Source organism: Burkholderia sp. AU30280 (assembly GCF_020420125.1).
Taxonomy (GTDB): Bacteria; Pseudomonadota; Gammaproteobacteria; order Burkholderiales; family Burkholderiaceae; genus Burkholderia.
Map to the genome: position 1 here is coordinate 216,477 of NZ_JAIZRY010000004.1, position 22,484 is coordinate 238,960.

Here is a 22,484-nt window from a genome sequence, read left to right on the forward strand (position 1 = left end):
GCCCCTACAGTTCGTGGTTGTCATCCTCTCGTCGCTCGGAAGCCCCTATGTCCAATGCCTATAAACGCGTTCTCCTCAAACTCTCCGGCGAAGCACTGATGGGCGACGATGCCTTTGGCATCAATCGCGCGACGATCGAACGGATGGTGGCCGATATCGCCGAAGTCGTACGTCTCGGTACGCAGCTCGCGGTCGTGATCGGTGGCGGTAATATTTTCCGCGGTGTCGCGGGCGGCGCGGCCGGCATGGATCGCGCGACGGCAGACTACATGGGGATGCTTGCGACGATGATGAACGCGCTGGCGCTGCAGGACGCGATGCGCCACGCCGGCATCGAGGCGCGCGTGCAGTCCGCGCTGCGGATGGACCAGGTCGTCGAGCCGTACATCCGGCCCCGCGCGATCCGCCAGCTCGAGGAAGGCCGCGTCGTGATCTTCGCGGCCGGTACGGGCAACCCGTTCTTCACGACGGACACGGCCGCCGCGCTGCGCGGTTCGGAAGTGGGCGCCGAGGTCGTATTGAAGGCGACCAAGGTCGATGGCGTATATTCTGCCGATCCGAAGAAGGATCCGTCGGCCACGCGTTACACGACGATCACTTTCGACGAGGCGATCAGCCGCAACCTGCAGGTGATGGACGCGACGGCCTTTGCGCTGTGCCGCGACCAGAAGCTGCCGATTCGCGTGTTTTCGATCAACAAGCCGGGCGCGCTCAAGCGCATCGTGCTGGGCGAGGACGAAGGTACGCTCGTCCACGTGTAAACTCCCGCGGATGCGGGTCGTTGGCCGCGGCGCACCGGATGCGCCGGGCAGGGTCCGCGTTCTTTGAAGGTTAGAAGGTTCGGAGGTTGAAATGAGTGTCGCTGATACCAAGAAGGGCGTCGAGCAAAAGATGCAGCGCTCGATCGAAGCGTTCAAGAACGATCTGGCAAAGATCCGTACGGGCCGTGCACACACCGGTCTGCTCGATCACGTGCAGGTCGACTACTACGGGTCGATGGTGCCGATCTCGCAGGTCGCTAACCTGACGCTCGTCGATGCGCGCACGATCGGCGTGCAGCCGTGGGAAAAGAACATGGTCGCGAAGGTCGAGAAGGCCATCCGCGAAGCCGACCTGGGCTTGAACCCGGCCACCGCCGGCGACCTGATCCGCGTGCCGATGCCCGCGCTGACGGAAGAGCGCCGCCGCGAGCTGACCAAGGTCGTCAAGAGCGAAGGCGAAACGGCCAAGGTCGCGATCCGCAACCTGCGCCGCGACGCGAACGAAGCGCTCAAGAAGCTCGTGAAGGACAAGGAAATCTCGGAAGACGACGAGCGCCGTGCGAGCGACGACGTGCAGAAGCTGACCGACAAGCACGTCGCCGAAATCGACAAGCTCGTGCAGACCAAGGAAGCCGAGATCATGACGGTCTGACGACCGTCCTCGCGCGCCGCCTTCTTCCCGCAACTGTCTCAACGGCCATGACCTATACCAGCTCTACCGTTCGCGTGCCTGACGTCGGCGTCGTGCCGCGTCACATCGCGATCATCATGGACGGCAACGGCCGTTGGGCCACCGAACGCCGCTTGCCGCGCGTCGCGGGGCACACCCGCGGCGTCGATGCCGTGCGGGCGGTGGTCGAAGGCTGCGCGCGCGCCGGCGTCGAATACCTGACGCTGTTCGCGTTCAGTTCGGAGAACTGGCGCCGTCCGAACGACGAAGTGTCGTTCCTGATGCGCCTCTTCATCACCGCGCTCGAGCGCGAGGTCGGCAAGCTTCACGCGAACGGGATCCGCCTGCGTGTCGTCGGCGATCTCGAGCGCTTCGAGCCGCGCATCCGCGAACTGATTCGCCGCGCCGAAACCAAGACGGCGCGCAATACCCGTCTTACGCTCACCATCGCGGCCAACTACGGCGGCCGGTGGGACATCCTGCAGGCGACGAAGAAGCTCGTCGAGCAGGCCGTGCGCGAAGGTCGCGAGGTCGAGGTGACCGAGGACGCGTTCGCGCCGCACCTGGCGATGGCCTATGCGCCGGAGCCCGATCTCTTCATCCGTACCGGTGGCGAGCAACGCGTCAGCAACTTCCTGCTGTGGCAGCTCGCGTACGCCGAATTCTATTTCACCGACAAATACTGGCCGGATTTCGACGGCGCGGCACTGGCCGACGCAATGGCGTCGTATACGGAGCGCGAGCGCCGTTTCGGCCGCACGAGCGCACAGCTCGAACCACAATCGCAGAACGCCGACTCCCTTTCATGCTGAAAACCCGTGTGATCACGGCGATCGTGATGCTGGCGGTACTGCTGCCGGTGACGCTGTTCGCGCCGCTCACCGCGTTCGGCGCGCTGATCGGCGTCGTGCTCGTGTTTGCCGCGTGGGAGTGGGCGCGCCTGCTCAAGCTCGGCGGCGCCGGCCCGGTCGTCTATGCGGCCGTCGCGGCGCTGGCGCTCGCGGCAACGGTGCCGCTCGGCGTCGACGCGGCTTCGTCCCGTCCCCTTTTCATGGCAGCCGGCGTGTTCTGGCTGCTGGTCGGCCCGTTCGCGCTGCGGCGCAAGCCGGAGCTCGCGGGCGGCGTATGGCGGCCGTTCCTGCTCGCGGCCGGCCTCGTGGTCTTTGCGGCCTGCTGGCATGCGCTCGTCGCGGCCCGCGCGCAGGGCGTGCCGTTCGTGTTGTCGCTGCTTCTGGTCGTCTGGCTTGCCGATATCGGCGCATACTTCGCGGGCAAGGCGTTCGGAAAGCGTAAACTGGCCATCACGATCAGCCCCGGCAAGAGCTGGGAAGGCGCGATCGGTGGCTGGCTCGCCGTCATGGTCGTCGCCGGTGTCGCGATGGCCGCGCATGCGTTCGAGCCGACCCTGTTTTCAGCGTTCGCCGTGCGTTACGGGATGCCCGGCGCGTGGGCCGCACTGACGCTGCTGGTCGCGTACAGCGTGATCGGCGACCTGTTCGAGTCGTTGCTGAAGCGGCAGGCGGGCGTGAAGGATTCGAGCGGACTGCTGCCTGGCCATGGCGGCGTACTCGATCGTGTCGACGCGTTGCTGCCGGTGCTGCCGCTCGCGATGCTGCTGCTTGGTTAAACCATTAATTCTGTTATGCAAAAACGTCTGACATTGCTCGGTTCCACGGGCTCGATCGGAGACAGCACGCTCGACGTGGTCGCGCGCCATCCCGAGCGTTTCTCGGTCTATGCGCTGACCGCACATCGCAACGGCGACAAGCTGGTCGAGCAGTGCCTGCGCTTCGCACCCGAAGTGGCCGTGGTCGGCGATGCCGCGACGGCCGCGCAGGTCGACGCGAAACTGCGCGCGGCGGGCAGCAAGACGACCGTGCTGTACGGGCCGCAGGCGCTCGTCGACGTGTCGAAGAGCGATGGCTGCGATACGGTGGTCGCGGCGATCGTCGGTGCGGCCGGCATGGCGCCGAGCCTTGCGGCCGCGCGCGCCGGCAAGCGCATCCTGCTCGCGAACAAGGAAGCGCTGGTGATGTCGGGCGCGATCTTCATGGACGCCGTGCGCGACCATGGCGCGATCCTGCTGCCGGTCGACAGCGAGCACAACGCGATCTTCCAGTGCATGCCGCGCGACGCGGCCGAGCACGGCGGGATCGCGAAGATCATCCTGACCGCGTCGGGCGGCCCGTTCCGCACGCGCGAACCGGCTACGCTCGTCGACGTGACGCCGGACGAGGCGTGCAAGCATCCTAACTGGGTGATGGGCCGCAAGATCTCGGTCGATTCCGCGACGATGATGAACAAGGGCCTCGAGGTGATCGAGGCGCACTGGATCTTCGGGCTGCCGGGCGACCGGATCGACGTGCTGATCCACCCGCAGAGCGTGATCCATTCGCTCGTGTCGTATCGCGACGGCTCGGTGCTCGCACAGCTCGGCAACCCCGACATGCGCACGCCGATCGCACACGCGCTCGCATTCCCCGAGCGTGTCGATGCGGGCGTCGAGCAGCTCGATCTCGCGCAGATCGCCCAGTTGTCGTTCGAGAAGCCCGATTACGCGCGCTTCCCGTGCCTCGCGCTCGCGCTGAAGGCGCTTGAGGAAGGCGGTATCGCGAGCGCCGCATTGAACGCGGCGAACGAAGTCGCGGTCGAAGCGTTTCTCGAGCGCCGCATCGGCTTCATGGCGATTGCGGCGACGGTCGACGCCGTGCTCAACACGCTACCGAATCGTACGCCCGACGGGCTCGAGGACGTCCTGGCGGCGGATGCCGAGGCACGCCGCCTTGCCGCCGACATCATTGCGAAAGCGCCTGCGCCACGCGTGGAGCGCACTGTCTGAATGGAGTGCTCATGAACGTGCTGGTCGAACTGATCGCGTTTGCGGTGGCGATCGGGGTGCTGGTCGTCGTGCATGAGTACGGACACTATCGCGTCGCGCGCTGGTGCGGCGTGAAGGTGCTGCGTTTCTCGATCGGCTTTGGCCAGCCCGTCGCGCGCTGGGTCAGCCGCAGGACGGGCACCGAGTGGACGCTGTCGGCGCTGCCGCTCGGCGGCTACGTGAAGATGCTCGACGAGCGCGATCCCGGCCCCGGCATCCCGCCCGAGGAACTCGGCCAGGCGTTCAACCGGCAGTCCGTCTACAAGCGCATCGCGATCGTCGCGGCCGGACCGATTGCCAACTTTCTGTTGGCAATTGCGCTGTTTTCCATCGTATTCGCCACCGGTGTAACCGAGCCCGCCGCGATCGTCGCACCGCCGGCCGCCGGCACGGTGGCGGCGCGCGCGGGCTTCGACGGCAACGAGACGATCGTGTCGATCCGCAACGGGCAGGGCGGCGAGTCCGAGCCGGTGCGGTCGTGGTCGGACCTGCGCTGGAAGCTGCTGGCGGCTGCGTTCGATCACCGCGAGATCGTGCTGGGTGCACGAGACGGCAACACGACGTTCGATTTTCGCGTCGACCTGCGCAATGTTCCCGAAAGTCAGCTCGACGACGATTTCATGGCCCATCTGGGCTTCGAGACCGGCGGCGGCACGCTGTCGGTCGCGTCGGTGCAGCCCGGCAGCGCGGCGGAGCGGGCGGGGCTGAAGTCCGGCGACAAGCTGGTCGCGCTCGACGGCAAGCCGATCGGCGGCGCGTCGCGTTTCATCGATTTCGTGAAACACCATGCGGGCAAGCCGCTCGATCTGCAGATCGAGCGCGACGGCGCCGCGCAGACCGTGTCGATCGTGCCGCAGATGCAGCGCGACGACGAGTCGGGGCAGGAGGTCGGCCGTATCGGCGCGGCGCTGTCGATGCATGCGCCGTCCGTCGACGTACGGTACGGGCCGATCGAGAGCCTACGGCTCGGCGCGCACCGCACGTGGGACATCTCCGTGTATTCGCTGCGGATGTTCGGGCGCATGATCACGGGCAACGCGTCGCTGAAGAACCTGTCCGGCCCGGTAACGATTGCGGACTACGCGGGCAAGAGTGCGCGGCTTGGCCCGTCGGCGTTCCTGTCGTTCCTCGCCCTTGTCAGCATTAGCCTTGGCGTCCTGAACTTGTTGCCGATTCCCGTTTTGGACGGGGGGCATCTGTTATATTATGCGGTTGAAGCCGCGACCGGGAAAGCCGTCTCGGAGCGCTGGCAGCTGATTCTGCAAAGAGCCGGGTTGATCTGCATCGTCGCATTATCGGCGATCGCGCTGTTCAACGATCTGGCTCGGTTAATCCATTTCTGAAGCGTCAGGCGGCCGCCGCTGGGCAGCCGCCTGATTTGATGCAGCTAAATATTGGGGATGCATGTTGTTCAAACCTCATCGCTTTGTACCTAAGACAGTTGCAGCGGCCGCGCTCGCCGCGCACGGCCTCGCGGCGCATGCAGCGGCACCGTTCGTGGTGCAAGACATCAAGATCGAGGGGCTGCAGCGCGTCGAAGCGGGTTCGGTGTTCGCCTACCTGCCGATCAAGCAGGGCGATACCTTCACGGACGACAAGGCATCCGAAGCAATCCGCGCGCTGTACGCGACGGGCTTCTTCAACGACGTACGCATCGCCACGCAGGGCAACGTCGTGATCGTGCAGGTGCAGGAGCGTCCGGCCATCGCGTCGATCGACTTCACCGGCACGAAGGAATTCGACAAGGATAACCTGACGAAGGCGCTGCGCGCTGTCGGCCTCGCCGACGGCCGTTACTACGACAAGGCGCTCGTCGACAAGGCGGAGCAGGAGCTCAAGCGCCAGTACCTCACGCGCGGCTTCTACGCGGCCGAGGTCAAGACGACGATCACGCCGGTCGACGCGAACCGCGTGTCGATCCTATTCGCGGTGGCCGAAGGCCCGAGCGCGAAGATCCGCCAGATCAACTTCATCGGCAACAAGGCATTCAGCACCAGCACGCTGCGCGACGAAATGCAGCTGTCGACGCCGAACTGGTTCTCCTGGTACACGAAGAACGACCTGTACTCGAAGGAAAAGCTGACGGGCGACCTCGAAGCGGTGCGCTCGTACTACCTGAACCGCGGCTATCTCGAGTTCAACATCGATTCGACCCAGGTGTCGATCTCGCCCGACAAGAAGGACATGTACCTGACGGTCACGCTGCACGAAGGCGAGCCGTACACGGTATCGGGCATCAAGCTGTCGGGCAACCTGCTCGATCGCGAAGCCGAACTCAACAAGCTGATCAAGATCAAGCCGGGCGATCGCTTCTCGGCCGAAAAGCTGCAGCAGACCACCAAGTCGATCGTCGACAAGCTCGGCGAATACGGTTACGCATTCGCGACCGTCAACGCGCAGCCGGACATCGACCAGGCGAACCACAAGGTGAACCTGAACCTCGTCGTCGATCCGAGCCGCCGTGTGTACGTGCGCCGCATCAACGTCGTCGGCAACACGCGCACGCGCGACGAGGTGGTGCGCCGCGAAATGCGCCAGCTCGAAAGCTCGTGGTTCGACTCGAACCGCCTCGCGCTGTCGAAGGATCGCGTGAACCGTCTCGGCTACTTCACCAACGTCGACGTGACGACGGTGCCGGTCGAAGGCACGAACGACCAGGTCGACGTGAACGTGAAGGTCGACGAAAAGCCGACTGGCGCGATCACGCTGGGTGCCGGCTTCTCGTCGACGGACAAGGTCGTGCTGTCGGCCGGCGTGTCGCAGGACAACGTGTTCGGTTCGGGTACCAGCCTGTCGGTGAACGTCAACACCGCGAAGAGCTACCGCACGCTGACCGTCACGCAGGTCGACCCGTATTTCACGGTCGACGGCATCAAGCGGATCACGGACGTCTACTACCGCACGTACCAGCCGCTCTACTATTCGACGAGCTCGAGCTTCCGGATCATCAGCGCGGGCGGCAACATGAAGTTCGGCATCCCGTTCTCGGAAGTCGACACCGTCTACTTCGGCGCGGGCTTCGAGCAGAACCGTCTCGACGTCGATTCGAACACGCCGCAGAGCTACCAGGATTACGTGAACCAGTTCGGCCGCGTGTCGAACACGGTGCCGCTGACGGTCGCGTGGTCGCGCGACGCGCGTGACAGCGCGCTGATTCCGAGCCGCGGCTACTTCACGCAGGCGAACATGGAGTACGGCGTGCCGGTCGGCAAGATCCAGTACTACAAGGCCGACCTGCAGGCCCAGTACTACTATTCGTTCTCGCGCGGCTTCATTCTGGGCCTGAACCTGCAAGGCGGCTACGGTAACGGTATCGGCAACCCGTACCCGATCTTCAAGAACTACTACGCGGGCGGTATCGGCTCCGTGCGTGGCTATGAGCCGAGCTCGCTGGGCCCGCGCGACACGAAGACGAACGACCCGATCGGTGGTTCGAAGATGGTCGTCGGTAACATCGAACTGACGTTCCCGCTGCCGGGCACGGGCTACGACCGCACGCTGCGCGTGTTCACGTTCCTCGACGGCGGTAACGTGTGGGGCAACGCGCCGGGCGGCACGAGTACGGGCGCCAACGGCCTGCGTTACGGCTACGGCGTAGGTCTCGCGTGGATCTCGCCGATCGGCCCGCTGAAGCTGAGCCTCGGCTTCCCGCTGCAGAAGCACGAAGGCGACCAGTACCAGAAATTCCAGTTCCAGATCGGGACGGCGTTCTGACCGAACGCATGACAACAGCAACGAGAGGGTAATTTTGCTAACCGGTAAGTTTTCGAAACGAGTGATGTGCGCGCTGACCGTTGCGCTGGCCTTGGGCGCGGCAACGGCGCACGCACAGGACGTCGCCCGCATCGCGGCGGTCAATTCGGATCGGATCCTGCGCGAGTCGGCGCCCGCGAAGGCGGCGCAGACGAAGCTCGAAGCCGAGTTCGCGAAGCGCGACAAGGATCTGCAGGATCTGGCGGCGCGTCTGAAGTCGATGTCCGATTCGCTGGACAAGAACGGCGCGTCGCTGTCGGCGGCCGATCGCGCGCAGAAGCAGCGCGATCTCGCCCAGCTCGATACCGACTTCCAGCGCAAGCAGCGCGAGTTCCGCGAAGACCTGAACCAGCGCCGCAATGAGGAACTGGCGGCCGTGCTCGAGCGGGCGAACAAGGTCATCAAGCAGATCGCCGAGCAGCAGAATTACGACCTGATCGTGCAGGAGGCCGTGTACGTCAGCCCGCGCATCGACATCACCGACAAGGTGCTCAAGGCGCTCGCGTCCGGCTCGACGAACTGAACGGAGCAGACGACGAATGGCATTGACGCTTGAGGAACTCGTAAAGCGGTTCGGCGGCGAGATCGCCGGCGACGCACAGTGCAAGGTGAGCGGGCTCGCACCGCTCGACCAGGCAGGCCCGCAGCAACTCGCGTTCCTCGCGAATCCGAAGTACCTGTCGCAGGTCGAGTCGACCCGCGCCGGCGCGGTGCTGATCGCGCCGAAGGACCTGGAAAAGCTGGGCGCGGCCGCGAGCGGCCGGACGGCCGGCCCCCGCAATTTCATTGTCACGCCGAATCCGTACGCGTACTTCGCGCGCGTCGCGCAGATGTTCATCGACCTAGCCACGCCGCCGCGCGCCGCCGGCGTGCATCCGAGCGCGACGATCGATCCGGCCGCGCAGGTTGCCGCGAGCGCGGTGATCGGCCCGCACGTGACGGTCGAGGCCGGTGCGGTGATCGAAGACGGCGTGCAGCTCGACGCGAACGTATTCGTCGGCCGCGGCACGACGATCGGCGCGGGCTCGCACCTGTATCCGAACGCGTCGGTATACCACGGCTGCAAGATCGGCCCGCGCGCGATCATCCATGCGGGTGCGGTGATCGGCTCCGACGGCTTCGGCTTCGCGCCGGATTTCGTCGGTGACGGCGACGCGCGCACCGGCAGCTGGGTCAAGATCCCTCAGGTCGGTGGCGTGACGATCGGCCCGGACGTCGAGATCGGCGCGAACACGACGATCGACCGCGGCGCGATGGCGGATACCGTCATCGAGGAATGCGTGAAGATCGACAACCAGGTGCAGATCGGCCACAACTGCCGGATCGGCGCCTATACGGTGATCGCCGGCAGCGCCGGGGTCGCGGGCAGCACGACGATCGGCCGCCATTGCATGATCGGCGGCGCGGCCGGGATCGCCGGCCACGTGACGCTCGGCGACTATGTCATCATCACCGCGAAATCGGGCGTATCGAAGTCGCTGCCGAAGGCCGGCATCTATACCAGCGCGTTCCCGGCTGTCGACCACGGCGAATGGAACAAGAGCGCCGCGCTCGTGCGCAATCTCGACAAGCTGCGCGAGCGCATCAAGGCGCTCGAAGCCGCGCTCGCCGCCCAGGGCGGCATGGACGCCTGAGCGCATCATGCGAGCCCTCGAACCGGGCACGGCCAGCGCAACCGGCCCGGTTTGCCAGACTGGGCCGCACGGCGGCCCGCTTCAGCCTTTGCATCACCACCGCGCAGCCTCTGCGTGAGACGAACCATCATGAGCACTGAAAAAATCAATCTCGACATCCACAAGATCCTCACGCTGCTGCCGCATCGCTACCCGATTCTGCTCGTCGATCGCGTGCTCGAACTCGAACCGCACAAGGGAATCAAAGCGCTGAAGAACGTGTCGATCAACGAGCCGTACTTCCAGGGGCATTTCCCGAAGCGGCCCGTGATGCCGGGCGTGCTGATCCTCGAGGCGCTCGCGCAGGCCGCGGCGCTGCTGACCTTCTCGGAAGAGCAGCCGAAGGATCCGGAGAACACGCTGTACTACTTCGTCGGGATCGACGGCGCGCGCTTCAAGCGTCCGGTCGAGCCGGGCGACCAACTGATTCTGAACGTGACGTTCGAACGCTACATCCGCGGCATCTGGAAGTTCAAGGCGGTGGCGGAAGTGGACGGCAAGGTGGCGGCGGAAGCCGAATTGATGTGCACGGTCAAGACGACCGACGTGGCGCCCTGAGCGACGCGGCACGGACAGGCAACGCAACGCGACACATCACATCGAGAGGCAACGGCGCATGACCAGGATTCATCCCACCGCGATTGTCGAGGCGGGCGCACAGATCGACGAATCGGTCGAGATCGGCCCGTACGCGATCGTCGGTCCGCACGTCACGATCGGCGCGCGTACGACGATCGGCTCGCACAGCGTGATCGAAGGCCATACGACGCTCGGCGAGGACAACCGTATCGGCCATTACGCATCGGTCGGGGGTCGTCCGCAGGACATGAAGTACAAGGACGAGCCGACGAAGCTCGTGATCGGCAACCGCAACACGATCCGCGAATTCACGACGATCCACACGGGCACCGTGCAGGACGCCGGCGTGACGACGCTCGGCGACGACAACTGGATCATGGCCTATGTGCATATCGGTCATGACTGCACCGTCGGCAATCACGTGATCCTGTCGAGCAATGCGCAGATGGCCGGCCACGTCGAGATCGGCGACTGGGCGATCGTCGGCGGGATGTCGGGCGTCCACCAGTTCGTGCGCATTGGCGCGCACTCGATGCTGGGCGGCGCGTCGGCGCTCGTGCAGGACGTTCCGCCGTTCGTGATCGCGGCAGGCAACAAGGCCGAGCCGCACGGGATCAACGTCGAAGGGCTGCGCCGGCGCGGTTTCTCGCCCGACGCGATCTCCGCGCTGCGCAGCGCGTATCGCCTGCTGTACAAGAACGGCCTGTCGCTCGAGGAAGCGAAAGTGCAGTTGCGCGAGCTGGCGGCGGCGGGCGGCGAAGGCGACGCACCCGTGAAGGCGTTCGTCGAGTTCATCGACGCGTCGCAACGCGGCATCATCCGCTAAGCGATGCCGCTTCCGACCACTCAGCTCCGGCTCGCGATGGTGGCCGGCGAACCGTCGGGCGACCTGCTCGGCGCGTCGCTGCTCGGCGGGCTGCGCGAGCGGCTGCCCGAATCGGCCCAGTACTACGGGATCGGCGGGCAGCGGATGATCGCACATGGCTTCGACTCGCACTGGCAGATGGACAAGCTGACCGTGCGCGGCTACGTCGAGGCGCTGGGCCAGATTCCTGAGATCCTGCGGATTCGCGGCGAGCTGAAGCGCCAGTTGCTCGCCGAGCGGCCGGACGCCTTCATCGGCATCGACGCGCCCGACTTCAACTTCAACGTCGAACAGGCCGCGCGCGACGCGGGCATCCCGTCGATTCACTTCGTGTGCCCGTCGATCTGGGCATGGCGCGGCGGCCGGATCAAGAAGATCGCGAAGTCCGTCGATCACATGCTGTGCCTGTTCCCGTTCGAACCGGCGATCCTCGACAAGGCAGGCGTTGCCTCGACCTACGTCGGCCATCCGCTCGCCGACGAGATCCCGCTCGAACCCGACACGCACGGTGCGCGCATCGCGCTCGGACTGCCGGCCGACGGCCCGGTGATCGCCGTGTTGCCGGGCAGCCGGCGCTCGGAAATCGCGCTGATCGGCCCGACGTTTTTCGCGGCGATGGCGCTGATGCAGCAGCGCGAGCCCGGCGTGCGGTTCGTGATGCCGGCGGCGACGCCGGCGCTGCGCGCGCTGCTGCAGCCGCTCGTCGATGCGCATCCGCAGCTCGCGCTGACGATCACCGACGGCCGCTCGCAGGTCGCGATGACGGCTGCCGACGCGATCCTCGTGAAGAGCGGCACGGTGACGCTGGAAGCCGCGCTGCTGAAGAAGCCGATGGTGATTTCGTACAAGGTGCCCTGGCTGACCGGGCAGATCATGCGCCGGCAGGGCTACCTGCCGTACGTCGGCTTGCCGAACATCCTGGCGGGGCGTTTCGTCGTGCCCGAGCTGCTGCAGCATTTCGCGACGCCCGAGGCGCTCGCCGATGCGACGCTCACGCAGCTGCGCGATGACGCGAACCGCCGCACGCTGACCGAAGTATTCACCGAAATGCATCTTTCGCTGCGGCAGAACACGGCCGCGAAGGCGGCCGAAGCGGTCGTGCGCGTGCTCGAACAACGCAAGGGGCGCGCATGACCGCAGTACGTGCACCACGCCGTCGCGCGTCGAGCGACGGGCAGGGCGGTTTCGATTTCAGCCGTCCCGACGAGATCGTCTGCGGCGTCGACGAAGCGGGCCGTGGCCCGCTCGCGGGGCCGGTGGTGGCCGCCGCGGTGATCCTCGATCCGGCGCAGCCGATCGACGGGCTCGACGATTCGAAGGCGCTGTCCGCGAAGAAGCGCGAGGCGCTGTACGAGCTGATCGTCGCGCGCTCGCTGTCGTATTGCGTCGCATCGGCGAGCGTCGATGAGATCGACACGCTGAACATCCTGCACGCGACGATGCTCGCGATGAAGCGGGCGGTTGAGGGGCTGTCGGTCCTGCCGACGCTCGCGCAGATCGACGGCAACCGCTGCCCGACGCTGACGGTGCGTGCCGAAGCGATCGTCAGCGGCGATGCGCTCGTGCCGAGCATCTCGGCCGCGTCGATCCTCGCGAAGGTCACCCGTGACCGCATGCTCGTCGACCTGCACGAACGCTTCCCCGTGTACGGCTTCAACGTGCATGCGGGCTACGGCACCGCGAAACACCTTGCCGCACTGCGCGAGCACGGCCCGTGCGAGGCCCATCGGCGCTCGTTCGCACCGGTGCGTGCGGCGTTCGACCTGATTCGATGAAAAGCATTACTTCCCGCGACAACCCGCTGTACAAGCGCCTGAAGGCGCTCGCGGGTTCGACGTCCCATCAGCGCCGCGGCGGCCAGGCGCTGCTCGAAGGATTCCATCTCGCAAGCGCGTACCTCGACACGGGCGCGACGCCCGAGCTGTGCGTCACGACCGAAGGCGCACTCGGCCACGCCGAGGCCCAGGCGATCGTCGCGCGCATCGATGCGCAACGGATCGTCACGCTGCCCGATGCACTGTTCGGGCAGTTGTCGAACGTCGTCAGCGGCGTCGGCTTCCTGCTGCTCGTCGACCGGCCGGCGCAGCCGCTGCCGGCGCGCGTGACGCATACGTCGGTCGTGCTCGACGGCGTGCAGGACGCCGGCAACGTCGGCTCGATCCTGCGCAGCGCGGCGGCCGCGGGCGTGCGCCACGTGTTCTGTGCGCCGGGCACCGCGTACGCCTGGTCGTCGAAGGTGCTGCGCTCGGGCATGGGTGCGCATTTCCTGCTGTCGATCCACGAGGACGTCGAAGCCGCCGCGCTCGCCGAGCGCCTCGATGTGCCGGTCGCGCTGACCGACTCGCACGGTGCGCGGGCGGTCTACGACTGCGACCTGTCGGGGCCGGTTGCATGGGTGTTCGGCAACGAGGGTGCCGGCGTGTCGGCGTTCTGGCGCGACGCGGCCACGCTTCGCGTAACGATCCCGCAGCCGGGCGGGATGGAGTCGCTGAACGTCGCGGCCGCGGCTGCGGTCTGCCTGTTCGAGCAGGTGCGTCAGCAGCGGCGTGCGTGACGCCACGCGCGTGCGTGCTCCGCACCATGAAAAAGGCCGCGTTCGACGCGGCCTTGTTGTTTCCGGCGGCGGCCAGTCTTAGTACGACTGCCGGTCGAGGCGGATTTCCTGCAGGATCGTCGTCGCGATTTCCTCGATCGACTTGTGCGTCGACGACAGCCACTTGATCCCCTCGCGGCGCATCATCGCTTCGGCTTCGTTGATCTCGTAGCGACAGTTCTCGGGCGCCGCGTATTTGCTGCCCGGCCGACGCTCGTTACGGATCTCGGACAGGCGCTGCGGGTCGATCGACAGCCCGAACAGCTTCTCGCTGTACGGCGACAGCGCCGACGGCAGCTTGCCGCGCTCGAAATCCTCCGGAATCAGCGGATAGTTTGCTGCCTTCACGCCGTACTGCATCGCGAGATACAGGCTCGTCGGCGTCTTGCCGCTGCGCGACACGCCGACGAGGATCACGTCGGCTTCCGACAGGTTGCGGTTCGACTGGCCGTCGTCGTGCGCGAGCGAGAAGTTGATCGCCTCGATCCGGGTCTTGTATTCCTCGGTGTCCGCGTTCTGGTGGCCACGGCCCATCGCGTGGCTCGACTTGAGCTCCAGTTCCTGCTCGAGCGGTTCGACGAAGCGCTGGAACATGTCGAGCACGAGTGCGTTCGAGCGCTTGACGATGTCGTTCGACTCGCTGTCGACAAGCGTCGTGAACACGATCGCGCGGCGGCCGTCGTGCACGGCGGCCTCGTTGATCTTCTCGACGGTCGCATAGGCCTTGTCGAGCGAGTCGACGAACGGCACGCGCACGAGGCGGAATTTCTGGTCGAACTGGGAGAGGATCGAATGCGCGAAGGTTTCGGCAGTGATCCCAGTGCCGTCGGAGACGATGAATACGGTAGGCAGCATGAATCTGGGCGTCGAGCGTGAAGGGCGGTTGCGCGGGCGGCTGGAGGTCCGCCTCCAGACGCAGTGACAAGGTCGCGCCACATCCGGCAGCCGGCACGGTAGAATAGCGGCAACCTGTTGGATAAGCAATTGCGGGGGCAGCGCGCGAACGGCGCCGCGGGCTTCGCCGCTTGATTCCAAAATTCCCGGCAAGTTTGGCGATTTGTCTGCAAATATCGCCCTTCTGCCGGGATTTTTGTAAATCGGGTCGGAAGATTATCCGCCGCTGCGATTGTTTATCTAACAGGTTGCGCAAGACGCGCCGCGCCTTTTTGCAAGCGCCCGCGTCCAAGCCCACTTGCGCAATCGAGCATTTTTTTCACACTTAGGGGCTTGTATGACTAACGCAGCAAACGTCGCAAAGGACCAGGCGTATGTAATTCCGTTCGAGCAGTTGCGGATGACCGATGTGGAGATCGTCGGCGGCAAGAATGCGTCGCTTGGCGAAATGATCAGCCAGCTTTCCGAAGCTGGCGTTCGCGTACCCACCGGTTTTGCCACGACCGCGCTCGCGTTCCGCGATTTCCTCAAGCACAACGACCTTACCGACCGCATCGCCAAGCGTCTCGAGTCGCTCGACATCGACGACGTGAAGGCGCTCGCCGAAGCCGGTGCCGAAATCCGCAAGTGGATCGTCGATGCGCCGATGCAGGCACGTCTCGAGCAGGAAATCCGTGAGCAGTTCGAAATCCTGACGAAGAGCTCGCCGGGCGAGCTGTCGTTCGCCGTGCGTTCGTCCGCCACCGCGGAAGACCTGCCCGACGCATCGTTCGCCGGCCAGCAGGAGTCGTACCTGAACGTCGTCGGCATCGACGACGTGCTCGACCGCATGAAGCACGTGTTCGCGTCGCTGTACAACGACCGCGCGATCTCGTATCGCGTGCACAAGGGCTTCACGCACGCGGAAGTCGCACTGTCGGCCGGCGTGCAGCGCATGGTTCGCTCGGACGTTGGCGCGGCCGGCGTGATGTTCACGATCGACACCGAATCGGGCTTCAAGGACGCCGTGTTCATCACGTCGAGCTATGGCCTGGGTGAAACCGTCGTGCAGGGCGCAGTGAACCCGGACGAGTTCTATGTGTTCAAGACGACGCTCGCGCAGGACAAGTACCCGATCATCCGCCGTTCGATCGGCTCGAAGCTGATCAAGATGGAATTCACGCAGCCGGGCGAGCCGGGCCGCGTGAAGACGGTCGACGTGCCGCACGAGCAGCGCAACCGCTACTCGATCACTGACGAAGACGTGATCGAGCTGGCGAAGTACGCGGTCATCATCGAGAAGCACTACCAGCGTCCGATGGACATCGAGTGGGGCAAGGACGGCCGCGACGGCAAGATCTTCATCCTGCAGGCACGCCCGGAAACCGTGAAGAGCCAGGCGACCGGCAAGGCCGAGCAGCGCTTCAAGCTGAAGGGCCAGTCGCAGGTGCTCGCGACGGGTCGTGCGATCGGCCAGAAGATCGGCGCGGGCCCCGTGCGCGTGATCCAGGATCCGTCGGAAATGGAACGCGTGCAGCCGGGCGACGTGCTCGTGGCCGACATGACCGACCCGAACTGGGAGCCGGTGATGAAGCGTGCAGCCGCGATCGTCACGAACCGTGGCGGCCGGACCTGCCACGCGGCGATCATCGCGCGTGAACTCGGCGTGCCGGCAGTCGTCGGCTGCGGCGACGCAACCGACATCCTGAAGGACGGCGCGCTCGTCACCGTGTCGTGCGCGGAAGGCGACGAAGGCAAGATCTACGACGGCCTGCTCGAGACGGAAGTCACGGAAGTGCAGCGCGGCGAACTGCCGGAAATCCCGGTCAAGATCATGATGAACGTCGGCAACCCGCAGCTCGCGTTCGACTTCTCGCAGTTGCCGAACGCCGGCGTGGGCCTCGCGCGTCTCGAGTTCATCATCAACAACAACATCGGCGTTCACCCGAAGGCGATTCTCGAGTACCCGAACATCGACCAGGACCTGAAGAAGGCCGTCGAGAGCGTCGCGCGCGGTCACGCATCGCCGCGTCAGTTCTACGTCGACAAGCTGACGGAAGGTGTCGCGACGATCGCGGCGGCGTTCTATCCGAAGCCCGTGATCGTGCGTCTGTCCGACTTCAAGTCGAACGAGTACAAGAAACTGATCGGCGGTTCGCGTTACGAGCCGGACGAGGAAAACCCGATGCTGGGCTTCCGCGGCGCGTCGCGTTACATCGCTGAAGACTTCGCGCAGGCGTTCGAGATGGAGTGCCGTGCACTGAAGCGCGTGCGCGACGAGATGGGCCTGACCAACGTCGAGATCATGGTGCCGTTCGTGCGTACCGTGAAGCAGGCGGAGCGCGTCGTCGGCCTGCTCGAGAAGTTCGGCCTGAAGCGCGGCGAAAACGGCCTGCGCCTCGTGATGATGTGCGAAGTCCCGACCAACGCGATCCTCGCCGAAGATTTCCTGCAGTTCTTCGACGGGTTCTCGATCGGGTCGAACGACCTCACGCAGCTCACGCTGGGCCTCGACCGCGATTCGGGCATGGAGCTGCTGGCTGTCGACTTCGACGAACGCGACCCGGCCGTCAAGTTCCTGCTGAAGCGCGCGATCGATACCTGCCGCAAGATGGGCAAGTATGTCGGTATCTGCGGCCAGGGCCCGTCCGATCACCCGGACTTCGCGCAATGGCTGACGGACGAAGGCATCGTGTCGATCTCGCTGAACCCCGACACGATCATCGATACGTGGCAGGCGCTTGCCAACCGGAAGTAACGGTCGGTAACGCACCATCGGCGAAAGCGCGGCGACGCCGTGCTTTCGTTGAAGGCAAAATGCAAGCTTCATGCTATAAACACCCCGGTAGGCACCGGGGTGTTTTTGTTTGTCGGTACCCCCGGGCCGCCCCAAGCGTGCCGACCGCCCCCTCGGGGGCAGCGCGCATGTCGCACCGGAGTAGCGCTCCAACGCATATTCTGGTTCCATGCAACGCAGGTGAGCGCGGGGATGTTTTTCTGGAGACCACAATGATGTCGGGGCATCTGTTCTGGTGGGTCGCGGTGGGTGTGCTGGTCGTGGCCGAGTTGCTGACGGGCACGTTCTACCTGCTGATGATCGCACTCGGCTTTCTCGCGGGCGGGCTGCTGCAACTGGCCGGTTTCGCGCCGCACGTGCAGTTCGGTGCGGCGGCGGTGGTCGCGATCGTCGCGATGATCGTGCTGCGCCGTTCGGGGCTCGGCCGCAAGCAGAAGCGCGACACGTCGACGAATCCCGACGTCAATCTCGATATCGGCGCGACCGTCACGGTCGACGCGTGGCACGACGGCCGCGCGCGTGTGCAGTATCGCGGGGCCGACTGGGACGTCGAGCTTGCGAACGGCGAGCGCGACGATGCGCACGTGTATCAGGTAAGCGCCGTGCGCGGCAGCTGTCTCGTGGTCGTGGCGAAACCCGCGGGCTGATCGTCCGCCGATACAACAAGGAGGGAATACTTCATGGATTCGCTGATCATCTGGGTTGTCCTGCTCGTCATCGCGATCGTGATCGTGTCGAAGACGGTGAAGATCGTGCCGCAGCAACATGCGTGGGTGCTCGAGCGCTTCGGTCGCTATCACGCGACGCTGTCGCCCGGTCTCAATATCGTGCTGCCGTTCGTCGATCGCATCGCGTACCGGCATGTGCTGAAGGAAATCCCGCTCGACGTGCCGAGCCAGATCTGCATCACGCGCGACAACACGCAGCTGCAAGTCGACGGCGTGCTGTATTTCCAGGTGATGGACCCGATGAAGGCGTCGTACGGGTCGAGCAACTTCGTGCTTGCGATCACGCAGTTGTCGCAGACGATGCTGCGCTCGGTGATCGGCAAGCTGGAGCTCGACAAGACTTTCGAGGAGCGCGACTTCATCAACCACAGCATCGTGTCGGCGCTCGACGAGGCCGCCGCGAACTGGGGCGTGAAGGTGTTGCGCTACGAGATCAAGGACCTGACGCCGCCGAAGGAAATCCTGCACGCGATGCAGGCGCAGATCACCGCGGAGCGTGAAAAGCGCGCGCTGATCGCTGCCTCCGAAGGCCGCAAGCAGGAGCAGATCAACCTCGCGTCGGGTGCGCGCGAAGCGGCGATCCAGAAATCGGAAGGCGAGCGGCAGGCCGCGATCAATCAGGCGCAGGGCGAGGCCGCTGCGATTCTGGCGGTGGCCGAGGCGAACGCGCAGGCGATCCAGAAGATCGCGAACGCGATGCAATCGCAGGGCGGGATGGACGCGGTGAACCTGAAGGTTGCCGAGCAGTATGTCAGCGCATTCTCGAATCTCGCGAAGCAGGGCAACACGCTGATCGTGCCGGCGAACCTGTCCGATCTCGGCAGTGCGATCGCATCGGCGATGTCGATCGTCAAGAACGCGGGGGCGGTTTCGGCCGGGAAGGCCTGAGTCGGACCTGTGCGGTGCGCGGGAGGTCGCCTCGCCGCGTGCGGCGAATCGTCGCGTGGCCGGGGCGCGGATGATGCCCGTGTGGCCCCGCAGTCGGCCCCTTTCTTCAATCGAAACGGGCGGCGTGGCGCGCGGAGCGCCGATCCGGCCACTGCCGGGCAGCCGGCATGCAGGATTCACGTCACCCAAAGCAACACGGCCCGCTTCGAGCGGGCCGTGTCGTTTGCGATGCGCGGTGTTGCGCGGGTCAGGTGCCGGCGCGCATGATGCGTGCCTTTTCGCGTTCCCAGTCGCGCTTTTTCTCGGTTTCGCGCTTGTCGTGCAGCTTCTTGCCCTTCGCGAGCGCGATGTCGCACTTTACGCGCCCCCCCTTGTAATGGAAGTTCAGCGGCACGAGCGTGTAGCCGCGCTGCTCGACCTTGCCGATCAGTTTCTTGATTTCCTCACGGTGCAGCAGCAGCTTGCGCGTGCGAACCGGGTCCGGCTTGATGTGCGTCGAGGCTTCGGGCAGCGGGCTGATATGGGTGCCGATCAGAAAGATCTCGGCGTTCTTCACCACGACGTAGCCTTCCTTGATCTGGCCGCGCCCGGCGCGCAGCGCCTTGACTTCCCAGCCCTCCAGCACGAGCCCCGCCTCGTAGCGTTCCTCGATGTGATAATCGAAGTGCGCCTTCCTGTTGTCGATGATGCTCATGAATGGATTGGGCCAACTCGTTTAAAATCACGATTTTAGCAAAGCGGGGCGAGAATCGCCCGGCTTGCGTTCTCACCTTAAGCGATGCCGCGCGATTTATGGCAGATGTCCAGAAAACAGTATTGATCCGTCATTCGGCGGAACAGATGTTCGACCTCGTCACCGACGTGGCCGACTACCCCAATTTCCTGCCCTGGTGCGGCGGCGTCGAGATTCGCCGTCAGGACGACAGCGGGATGGAAGCGCGCATCGACATCAACTTCAAGGGCATCAAGCAGCATTTCGCGACGCGCAACACGCAGCAGCGTCCGACGCGGATCGACATGGAGTTCACGGACGGCCCGTTCAAGAAGTTCACGGGCTCGTGGCGCTTCACGGCACTGCGTGCCGATGCGTGCAAGATCGAATTCGCGCTGCACTACGAGTTCTCGAGCATCCTGCTCGAGAAGATCATCGGGCCCGTGTTCAGCCATATCGCGAACACGTTCGTCGATTCGTTCGTGAAGCGCGCCGACCAGCGCTACGGGAAGGGGTGACGCGATGCTGTCGATCGAAGTCTGCTACGCGCTGCCGGATCGCCAGACGCTGATTCCGCTGTCGCTGCCGGAAGGGGCGACCGTTCGTTCCGCGATCGATGCGAGCGGCGTGCTCGCGCTGCACCCGGAAATCGATCTCGCGAACGCGAAGACGGGCGTATACGGCAAGCTTGCGCCGCTCGACGCGCCGCTCTCCGACCACGACCGCGTCGAGATATACCGCCCGTTGATCGTCGATCCGAAGCTTGCGCGCCAGCGGCGCGTCGACAAGTCGCGTCGCGAAGGCTCCATCGAGGGCCGCAAGTGGATGCACAAGGACGCGCGCTGACGCGCGCGGTTCCGCTTCTTCCGTTCCGATTCGTCCGATCAAACGCCGCGGCGCTCAGTGGGCCGCGGCGTTCGCGTTGACTGGCGCGTTGCCCGGCGTAGCGCCGCCGGCGGGCGTGTTGCCGTGCTGTCGCACCGAGCCGTACACGCCTGCCAGCAGCAGCACGAGCGCTGCGATCTCGAGTGCGTGCGGCATCCGCTGGTCGTAGACGAACGCGTAAAGCATCGCGAACACGGTTTCGAACACGATCAACTGGCCCGACAGCGTGAGCGGCAACCGTTTCGACGCGGCATTCCACAGCCCGTTGCCGAGCCACGACGCGCCGATCGCGAGCACGAGGTTCAGCAGCCAGAACAGTTGCCAGCGCGACGCCGGGACTGCTGCCTGCACCGTGCCGGCCGGCAGCGCGAGGATAGCGATCCAGCAGAGCCCGCCGATCAGGCCGGTCACGACGCCCCACAGCACCGACCATTCGTTGCCGCCGAAATGATGACGGCGCTGCAGGTAGCGCGCGTTCGCGACCGCGTACCAGGTCCAGCTCGCGAGCGCGCCGGCCGCGCAGGCGATGCCCGCGAGCTTCTGGCCGAGCGTCGTCGCGTGTGCTGCCTCGGACGTGAACAGGTCGACGTTGATGCAGACGATGCCCGCGATCACCAGCGCGAGCGGGATAGCGAGCCGCCGCAGCGGCACGGCGCCGTGGTCGCCGAGACCCGCGAGCGTGACCGTGACGGGCAATACGCCGACGATCAGCGAACTGGGCGCGATGCCGATCAGGTGCACGGCGCCTGACAGCAGCATGTAGTACGCGACGTTGCCGACGACGGCGAGCCTGACCAGCGCGACGAGATCCTCGCGTGTCAGCCGCGCGAGCAACGAGCGGGCGGCCGGCAGCGCGGCCGCGAGCGATACGAGGCCGTACATCGCGTAGCGGCCGGCGCTCAGCAGCAGCGGCGAGAAGTCGGTCAGCAGCCGCGGAACGAGAAACACCATGCCCCACAGGGCACCTGCCAGAACACCATAGACCACACCGCGCTGCATTGACCGCTCCGAATACATGACTGACGAGCGCGCATCTTAGCGACGCGGTCGCTGCATCGTCTTGTTCATTCCTGCACTCGGCGCAGAGCGAGGCGCAGGCGTGCTGCGCCCGGAAGCGATCACGGCAGGCGGCGAATCATTCGTCAGCAGGGTCGGGCGTTGCTCCCGCGTCATTGCCCGACGTCCGTGCCCGCGCGGGCCGGCGCACGGCGCGCAGCTTGCCGCTGTTGCCGCCGCCGCAGTAGAAACGGTCGCGACCGTCGGATTCGAGCCCCGACACCCCGACGCCGGGCGGCATGGCGACCTGCTCGAGCACTCGACCCGTACGCGGATCGATGTGCCGCAATTCGCTCTCGTCGGCTTCCCAGGTGCCGTGCCACAGCTCGCCGTCGACCCACGTCACGCCGGTGACGAAGCGGTTCGATTCGATCGTGCGCAGCACGGCGCCCGACTGCGGATCCACCTGATGGATCTTGCGTTCGCGGTACTGGCCGACCCACAGCGTGCCTTCGGCCCAAGCCAGCCCCGAATCGAGGCCGTTGCCGGGGGCGGGGATCGTTGCGAGCACGCGGCCCGATTCGGGATCGATCTTCTCGATGCGGTTCTCGACGATCTGGTACAGGTGGCGGCCGTCGAACGCCGTGCCCGCATGCGCGGCGACGTCGATCGAGCGCACGGTCGTGCCGCGCTCCGGGTCGAGCGCATTCAGCTTGTCGCCGCACGCGTACCACACGTACTGCCCGTCGTACGTGACGCCGTGTACGCCGTCGACGCCCGGAAACGGGCCATATTCGCGAAGGATCTCTGCCCTGGAGCGCTTCATGTTCGTC

The 22,484-nt window shown here is 65.4% G+C and carries 23 protein-coding genes; 19 read left to right on the top strand and 4 right to left on the bottom strand.

Annotation, left to right across the window (positions count from 1 at the left end; translation table 11 throughout):
• The first annotated feature begins 47 nt into the window (after positions 1 to 47).
• The 14 genes from pyrH (at position 48) to LGN17_RS11270 (ending at position 13,733) form a co-directional block, all read left to right on the top strand.
• Positions 48 to 761 (top strand): UMP kinase, encoded by a 714-nt coding sequence (gene pyrH / locus LGN17_RS11205; protein ID WP_011352459.1) that lies wholly within the window; start codon positions 48 to 50, stop codon positions 759 to 761.
• A gap of 91 nt (positions 762 to 852) precedes the next feature.
• Positions 853 to 1,413, top strand: coding sequence for a ribosome recycling factor (gene frr / locus LGN17_RS11210; RefSeq protein ID WP_021159105.1), 561 nt, complete (start codon positions 853 to 855; stop codon positions 1,411 to 1,413).
• 47 nt (positions 1,414 to 1,460) lie between these two features.
• Positions 1,461 to 2,243, top strand: coding sequence for a polyprenyl diphosphate synthase (gene uppS / locus LGN17_RS11215; protein ID WP_034207662.1), 783 nt, complete (start codon positions 1,461 to 1,463; stop codon positions 2,241 to 2,243).
• Complete coding sequence (locus tag LGN17_RS11220; protein ID WP_226196768.1) at positions 2,237 to 3,058, top strand: phosphatidate cytidylyltransferase; 822 nt, start codon at positions 2,237 to 2,239, stop codon at positions 3,056 to 3,058. The genes uppS and LGN17_RS11220 overlap by 7 nt, the downstream gene beginning before the upstream one ends.
• Before the next feature lie 15 nt (positions 3,059 to 3,073).
• On the top strand, positions 3,074 to 4,270 hold the full coding sequence (locus LGN17_RS11225) for a 1-deoxy-D-xylulose-5-phosphate reductoisomerase (protein WP_226196770.1): 1,197 nt from the start codon (positions 3,074 to 3,076) through the stop codon (positions 4,268 to 4,270).
• A gap of 11 nt (positions 4,271 to 4,281) precedes the next feature.
• Positions 4,282 to 5,652, top strand: a complete 1,371-nt coding sequence (rseP, locus tag LGN17_RS11230) for an RIP metalloprotease RseP (protein WP_226196772.1) — start codon at positions 4,282 to 4,284, stop codon at positions 5,650 to 5,652.
• Positions 5,653 to 5,713: 61 nt separating this feature from the next.
• Positions 5,714 to 8,023, top strand: a complete 2,310-nt coding sequence (bamA, locus tag LGN17_RS11235) for an outer membrane protein assembly factor BamA (RefSeq protein WP_175969519.1) — start codon at positions 5,714 to 5,716, stop codon at positions 8,021 to 8,023.
• Positions 8,024 to 8,087: 64 nt separating this feature from the next.
• Positions 8,088 to 8,585 carry an OmpH family outer membrane protein gene (locus tag LGN17_RS11240; protein ID WP_040144479.1) on the top strand — a complete coding sequence of 166 codons (498 nt, stop codon included), beginning with the start codon at positions 8,088 to 8,090 and terminating at the stop codon, positions 8,583 to 8,585.
• A 16-nt stretch (positions 8,586 to 8,601) separates the two neighbouring features.
• On the top strand, positions 8,602 to 9,696 hold the full coding sequence (gene lpxD, locus LGN17_RS11245) for a UDP-3-O-(3-hydroxymyristoyl)glucosamine N-acyltransferase (protein ID WP_226196774.1): 1,095 nt from the start codon (positions 8,602 to 8,604) through the stop codon (positions 9,694 to 9,696).
• Between the two features lie 129 nt (positions 9,697 to 9,825).
• The gene (gene fabZ, locus LGN17_RS11250; protein WP_011352450.1) at positions 9,826 to 10,293 is read left to right on the top strand and encodes a 3-hydroxyacyl-ACP dehydratase FabZ; all 468 of its coding nucleotides are present in this window, start codon (positions 9,826 to 9,828) and stop codon (positions 10,291 to 10,293) included.
• Between the two features lie 58 nt (positions 10,294 to 10,351).
• Positions 10,352 to 11,140 carry an acyl-ACP--UDP-N-acetylglucosamine O-acyltransferase gene (gene lpxA / locus LGN17_RS11255; RefSeq protein WP_226196777.1) on the top strand — a complete coding sequence of 263 codons (789 nt, stop codon included), beginning with the start codon at positions 10,352 to 10,354 and terminating at the stop codon, positions 11,138 to 11,140.
• A 3-nt stretch (positions 11,141 to 11,143) separates the two neighbouring features.
• Positions 11,144 to 12,313, top strand: coding sequence for a lipid-A-disaccharide synthase (gene lpxB, locus LGN17_RS11260; RefSeq protein WP_226196779.1), 1,170 nt, complete (start codon positions 11,144 to 11,146; stop codon positions 12,311 to 12,313).
• Complete coding sequence (gene rnhB / locus LGN17_RS11265) at positions 12,310 to 12,954, top strand: ribonuclease HII (protein ID WP_226196781.1); 645 nt, start codon at positions 12,310 to 12,312, stop codon at positions 12,952 to 12,954. The genes lpxB and rnhB overlap by 4 nt, the downstream gene beginning before the upstream one ends.
• Positions 12,951 to 13,733, top strand: a complete 783-nt coding sequence (locus LGN17_RS11270; protein WP_226196783.1) for a TrmH family RNA methyltransferase — start codon at positions 12,951 to 12,953, stop codon at positions 13,731 to 13,733. Before rnhB ends, LGN17_RS11270 begins: the two co-directional genes overlap by 4 nt.
• 78 nt (positions 13,734 to 13,811) lie before the next feature.
• Here the strand turns inward: LGN17_RS11270 and LGN17_RS11275 are convergent, their stop codons facing one another.
• Positions 13,812 to 14,627, bottom strand: a complete 816-nt coding sequence (locus LGN17_RS11275; RefSeq protein WP_006483812.1) for a pyruvate, water dikinase regulatory protein — start codon at positions 14,625 to 14,627, stop codon at positions 13,812 to 13,814.
• Positions 14,628 to 15,003: 376 nt separating this feature from the next.
• Here LGN17_RS11275 and ppsA point away from each other — a divergent pair, with 376 nt between their 5' ends.
• From ppsA to LGN17_RS11290, 3 genes are all read left to right on the top strand, one after another.
• The gene (ppsA, locus tag LGN17_RS11280; RefSeq protein WP_226196785.1) at positions 15,004 to 17,403 is read left to right on the top strand and encodes a phosphoenolpyruvate synthase; all 2,400 of its coding nucleotides are present in this window, start codon (positions 15,004 to 15,006) and stop codon (positions 17,401 to 17,403) included.
• Between the two features lie 251 nt (positions 17,404 to 17,654).
• Positions 17,655 to 18,089 (top strand): NfeD family protein, encoded by a 435-nt coding sequence (locus LGN17_RS11285; protein ID WP_226196787.1) that lies wholly within the window; start codon positions 17,655 to 17,657, stop codon positions 18,087 to 18,089.
• Positions 18,090 to 18,122: 33 nt separating this feature from the next.
• Positions 18,123 to 19,058: an SPFH domain-containing protein gene (locus LGN17_RS11290; RefSeq protein ID WP_226196788.1), complete on the top strand. Its 936-nt coding sequence runs from the start codon at positions 18,123 to 18,125 to the stop codon at positions 19,056 to 19,058.
• A gap of 247 nt (positions 19,059 to 19,305) precedes the next feature.
• Here the strand turns inward: LGN17_RS11290 and smpB are convergent, their stop codons facing one another.
• Positions 19,306 to 19,752 carry an SsrA-binding protein SmpB gene (gene smpB, locus LGN17_RS11295; protein ID WP_006478511.1) on the bottom strand — a complete coding sequence of 149 codons (447 nt, stop codon included), beginning with the start codon at positions 19,750 to 19,752 and terminating at the stop codon, positions 19,306 to 19,308.
• A gap of 98 nt (positions 19,753 to 19,850) precedes the next feature.
• Between smpB and LGN17_RS11300 the strand changes: the two genes are divergently transcribed.
• Both LGN17_RS11300 and LGN17_RS11305 read left to right on the top strand, forming a co-directional pair.
• Positions 19,851 to 20,288 (top strand): type II toxin-antitoxin system RatA family toxin, encoded by a 438-nt coding sequence (locus LGN17_RS11300; protein ID WP_034181130.1) that lies wholly within the window; start codon positions 19,851 to 19,853, stop codon positions 20,286 to 20,288.
• A 4-nt stretch (positions 20,289 to 20,292) separates the two neighbouring features.
• Entirely contained in the window at positions 20,293 to 20,616 is a 324-nt protein-coding gene (locus LGN17_RS11305) for an RnfH family protein (protein ID WP_226196789.1), read from the top strand.
• Between the two features lie 54 nt (positions 20,617 to 20,670).
• On the opposite strand, the gene LGN17_RS11310 is transcribed toward LGN17_RS11305, so the two are convergent.
• Positions 20,671 to 21,654: a DMT family transporter gene (locus LGN17_RS11310; protein WP_226196791.1), complete on the bottom strand. Its 984-nt coding sequence runs from the start codon at positions 21,652 to 21,654 to the stop codon at positions 20,671 to 20,673.
• Positions 21,655 to 21,790: 136 nt separating this feature from the next.
• Entirely contained in the window at positions 21,791 to 22,477 is a 687-nt protein-coding gene (locus tag LGN17_RS11315; protein ID WP_226196793.1) for a glutamine cyclotransferase, read from the bottom strand.
• Positions 22,478 to 22,484: the final 7 nt, after the last annotated feature.

Bases quoted from the DNA above. Each gene is read 5' to 3' on its own strand.
- pyrH (WP_011352459.1), top strand. From the start codon at position 48: ATGTCCAATGCCTATAAACGCGTTCTCCTCAAACTCTCCGGCGAAGCA.
- frr (WP_021159105.1), top strand. From the start codon at position 853: ATGAGTGTCGCTGATACCAAGAAGGGCGTCGAGCAAAAGATGCAGCGC.
- uppS (WP_034207662.1), top strand. From the start codon at position 1,461: ATGACCTATACCAGCTCTACCGTTCGCGTGCCTGACGTCGGCGTCGTG.
- LGN17_RS11220 (WP_226196768.1), top strand. From the start codon at position 2,237: ATGCTGAAAACCCGTGTGATCACGGCGATCGTGATGCTGGCGGTACTG.
- LGN17_RS11225 (WP_226196770.1), top strand. From the start codon at position 3,074: ATGCAAAAACGTCTGACATTGCTCGGTTCCACGGGCTCGATCGGAGAC.
- rseP (WP_226196772.1), top strand. From the start codon at position 4,282: ATGAACGTGCTGGTCGAACTGATCGCGTTTGCGGTGGCGATCGGGGTG.
- bamA (WP_175969519.1), top strand. From the start codon at position 5,714: ATGTTGTTCAAACCTCATCGCTTTGTACCTAAGACAGTTGCAGCGGCC.
- LGN17_RS11240 (WP_040144479.1), top strand. From the start codon at position 8,088: ATGTGCGCGCTGACCGTTGCGCTGGCCTTGGGCGCGGCAACGGCGCAC.
- lpxD (WP_226196774.1), top strand. From the start codon at position 8,602: ATGGCATTGACGCTTGAGGAACTCGTAAAGCGGTTCGGCGGCGAGATC.
- fabZ (WP_011352450.1), top strand. From the start codon at position 9,826: ATGAGCACTGAAAAAATCAATCTCGACATCCACAAGATCCTCACGCTG.
- lpxA (WP_226196777.1), top strand. From the start codon at position 10,352: ATGACCAGGATTCATCCCACCGCGATTGTCGAGGCGGGCGCACAGATC.
- lpxB (WP_226196779.1), top strand. From the start codon at position 11,144: ATGCCGCTTCCGACCACTCAGCTCCGGCTCGCGATGGTGGCCGGCGAA.
- rnhB (WP_226196781.1), top strand. From the start codon at position 12,310: ATGACCGCAGTACGTGCACCACGCCGTCGCGCGTCGAGCGACGGGCAG.
- LGN17_RS11270 (WP_226196783.1), top strand. From the start codon at position 12,951: ATGAAAAGCATTACTTCCCGCGACAACCCGCTGTACAAGCGCCTGAAG.
- LGN17_RS11275 (WP_006483812.1), bottom strand. From the start codon at position 14,627: ATGCTGCCTACCGTATTCATCGTCTCCGACGGCACTGGGATCACTGCC.
- ppsA (WP_226196785.1), top strand. From the start codon at position 15,004: ATGACTAACGCAGCAAACGTCGCAAAGGACCAGGCGTATGTAATTCCG.
- LGN17_RS11285 (WP_226196787.1), top strand. From the start codon at position 17,655: ATGATGTCGGGGCATCTGTTCTGGTGGGTCGCGGTGGGTGTGCTGGTC.
- LGN17_RS11290 (WP_226196788.1), top strand. From the start codon at position 18,123: ATGGATTCGCTGATCATCTGGGTTGTCCTGCTCGTCATCGCGATCGTG.
- smpB (WP_006478511.1), bottom strand. From the start codon at position 19,752: ATGAGCATCATCGACAACAGGAAGGCGCACTTCGATTATCACATCGAG.
- LGN17_RS11300 (WP_034181130.1), top strand. From the start codon at position 19,851: ATGGCAGATGTCCAGAAAACAGTATTGATCCGTCATTCGGCGGAACAG.
- LGN17_RS11305 (WP_226196789.1), top strand. From the start codon at position 20,293: ATGCTGTCGATCGAAGTCTGCTACGCGCTGCCGGATCGCCAGACGCTG.
- LGN17_RS11310 (WP_226196791.1), bottom strand. From the start codon at position 21,654: ATGCAGCGCGGTGTGGTCTATGGTGTTCTGGCAGGTGCCCTGTGGGGC.
- LGN17_RS11315 (WP_226196793.1), bottom strand. From the start codon at position 22,477: ATGAAGCGCTCCAGGGCAGAGATCCTTCGCGAATATGGCCCGTTTCCG.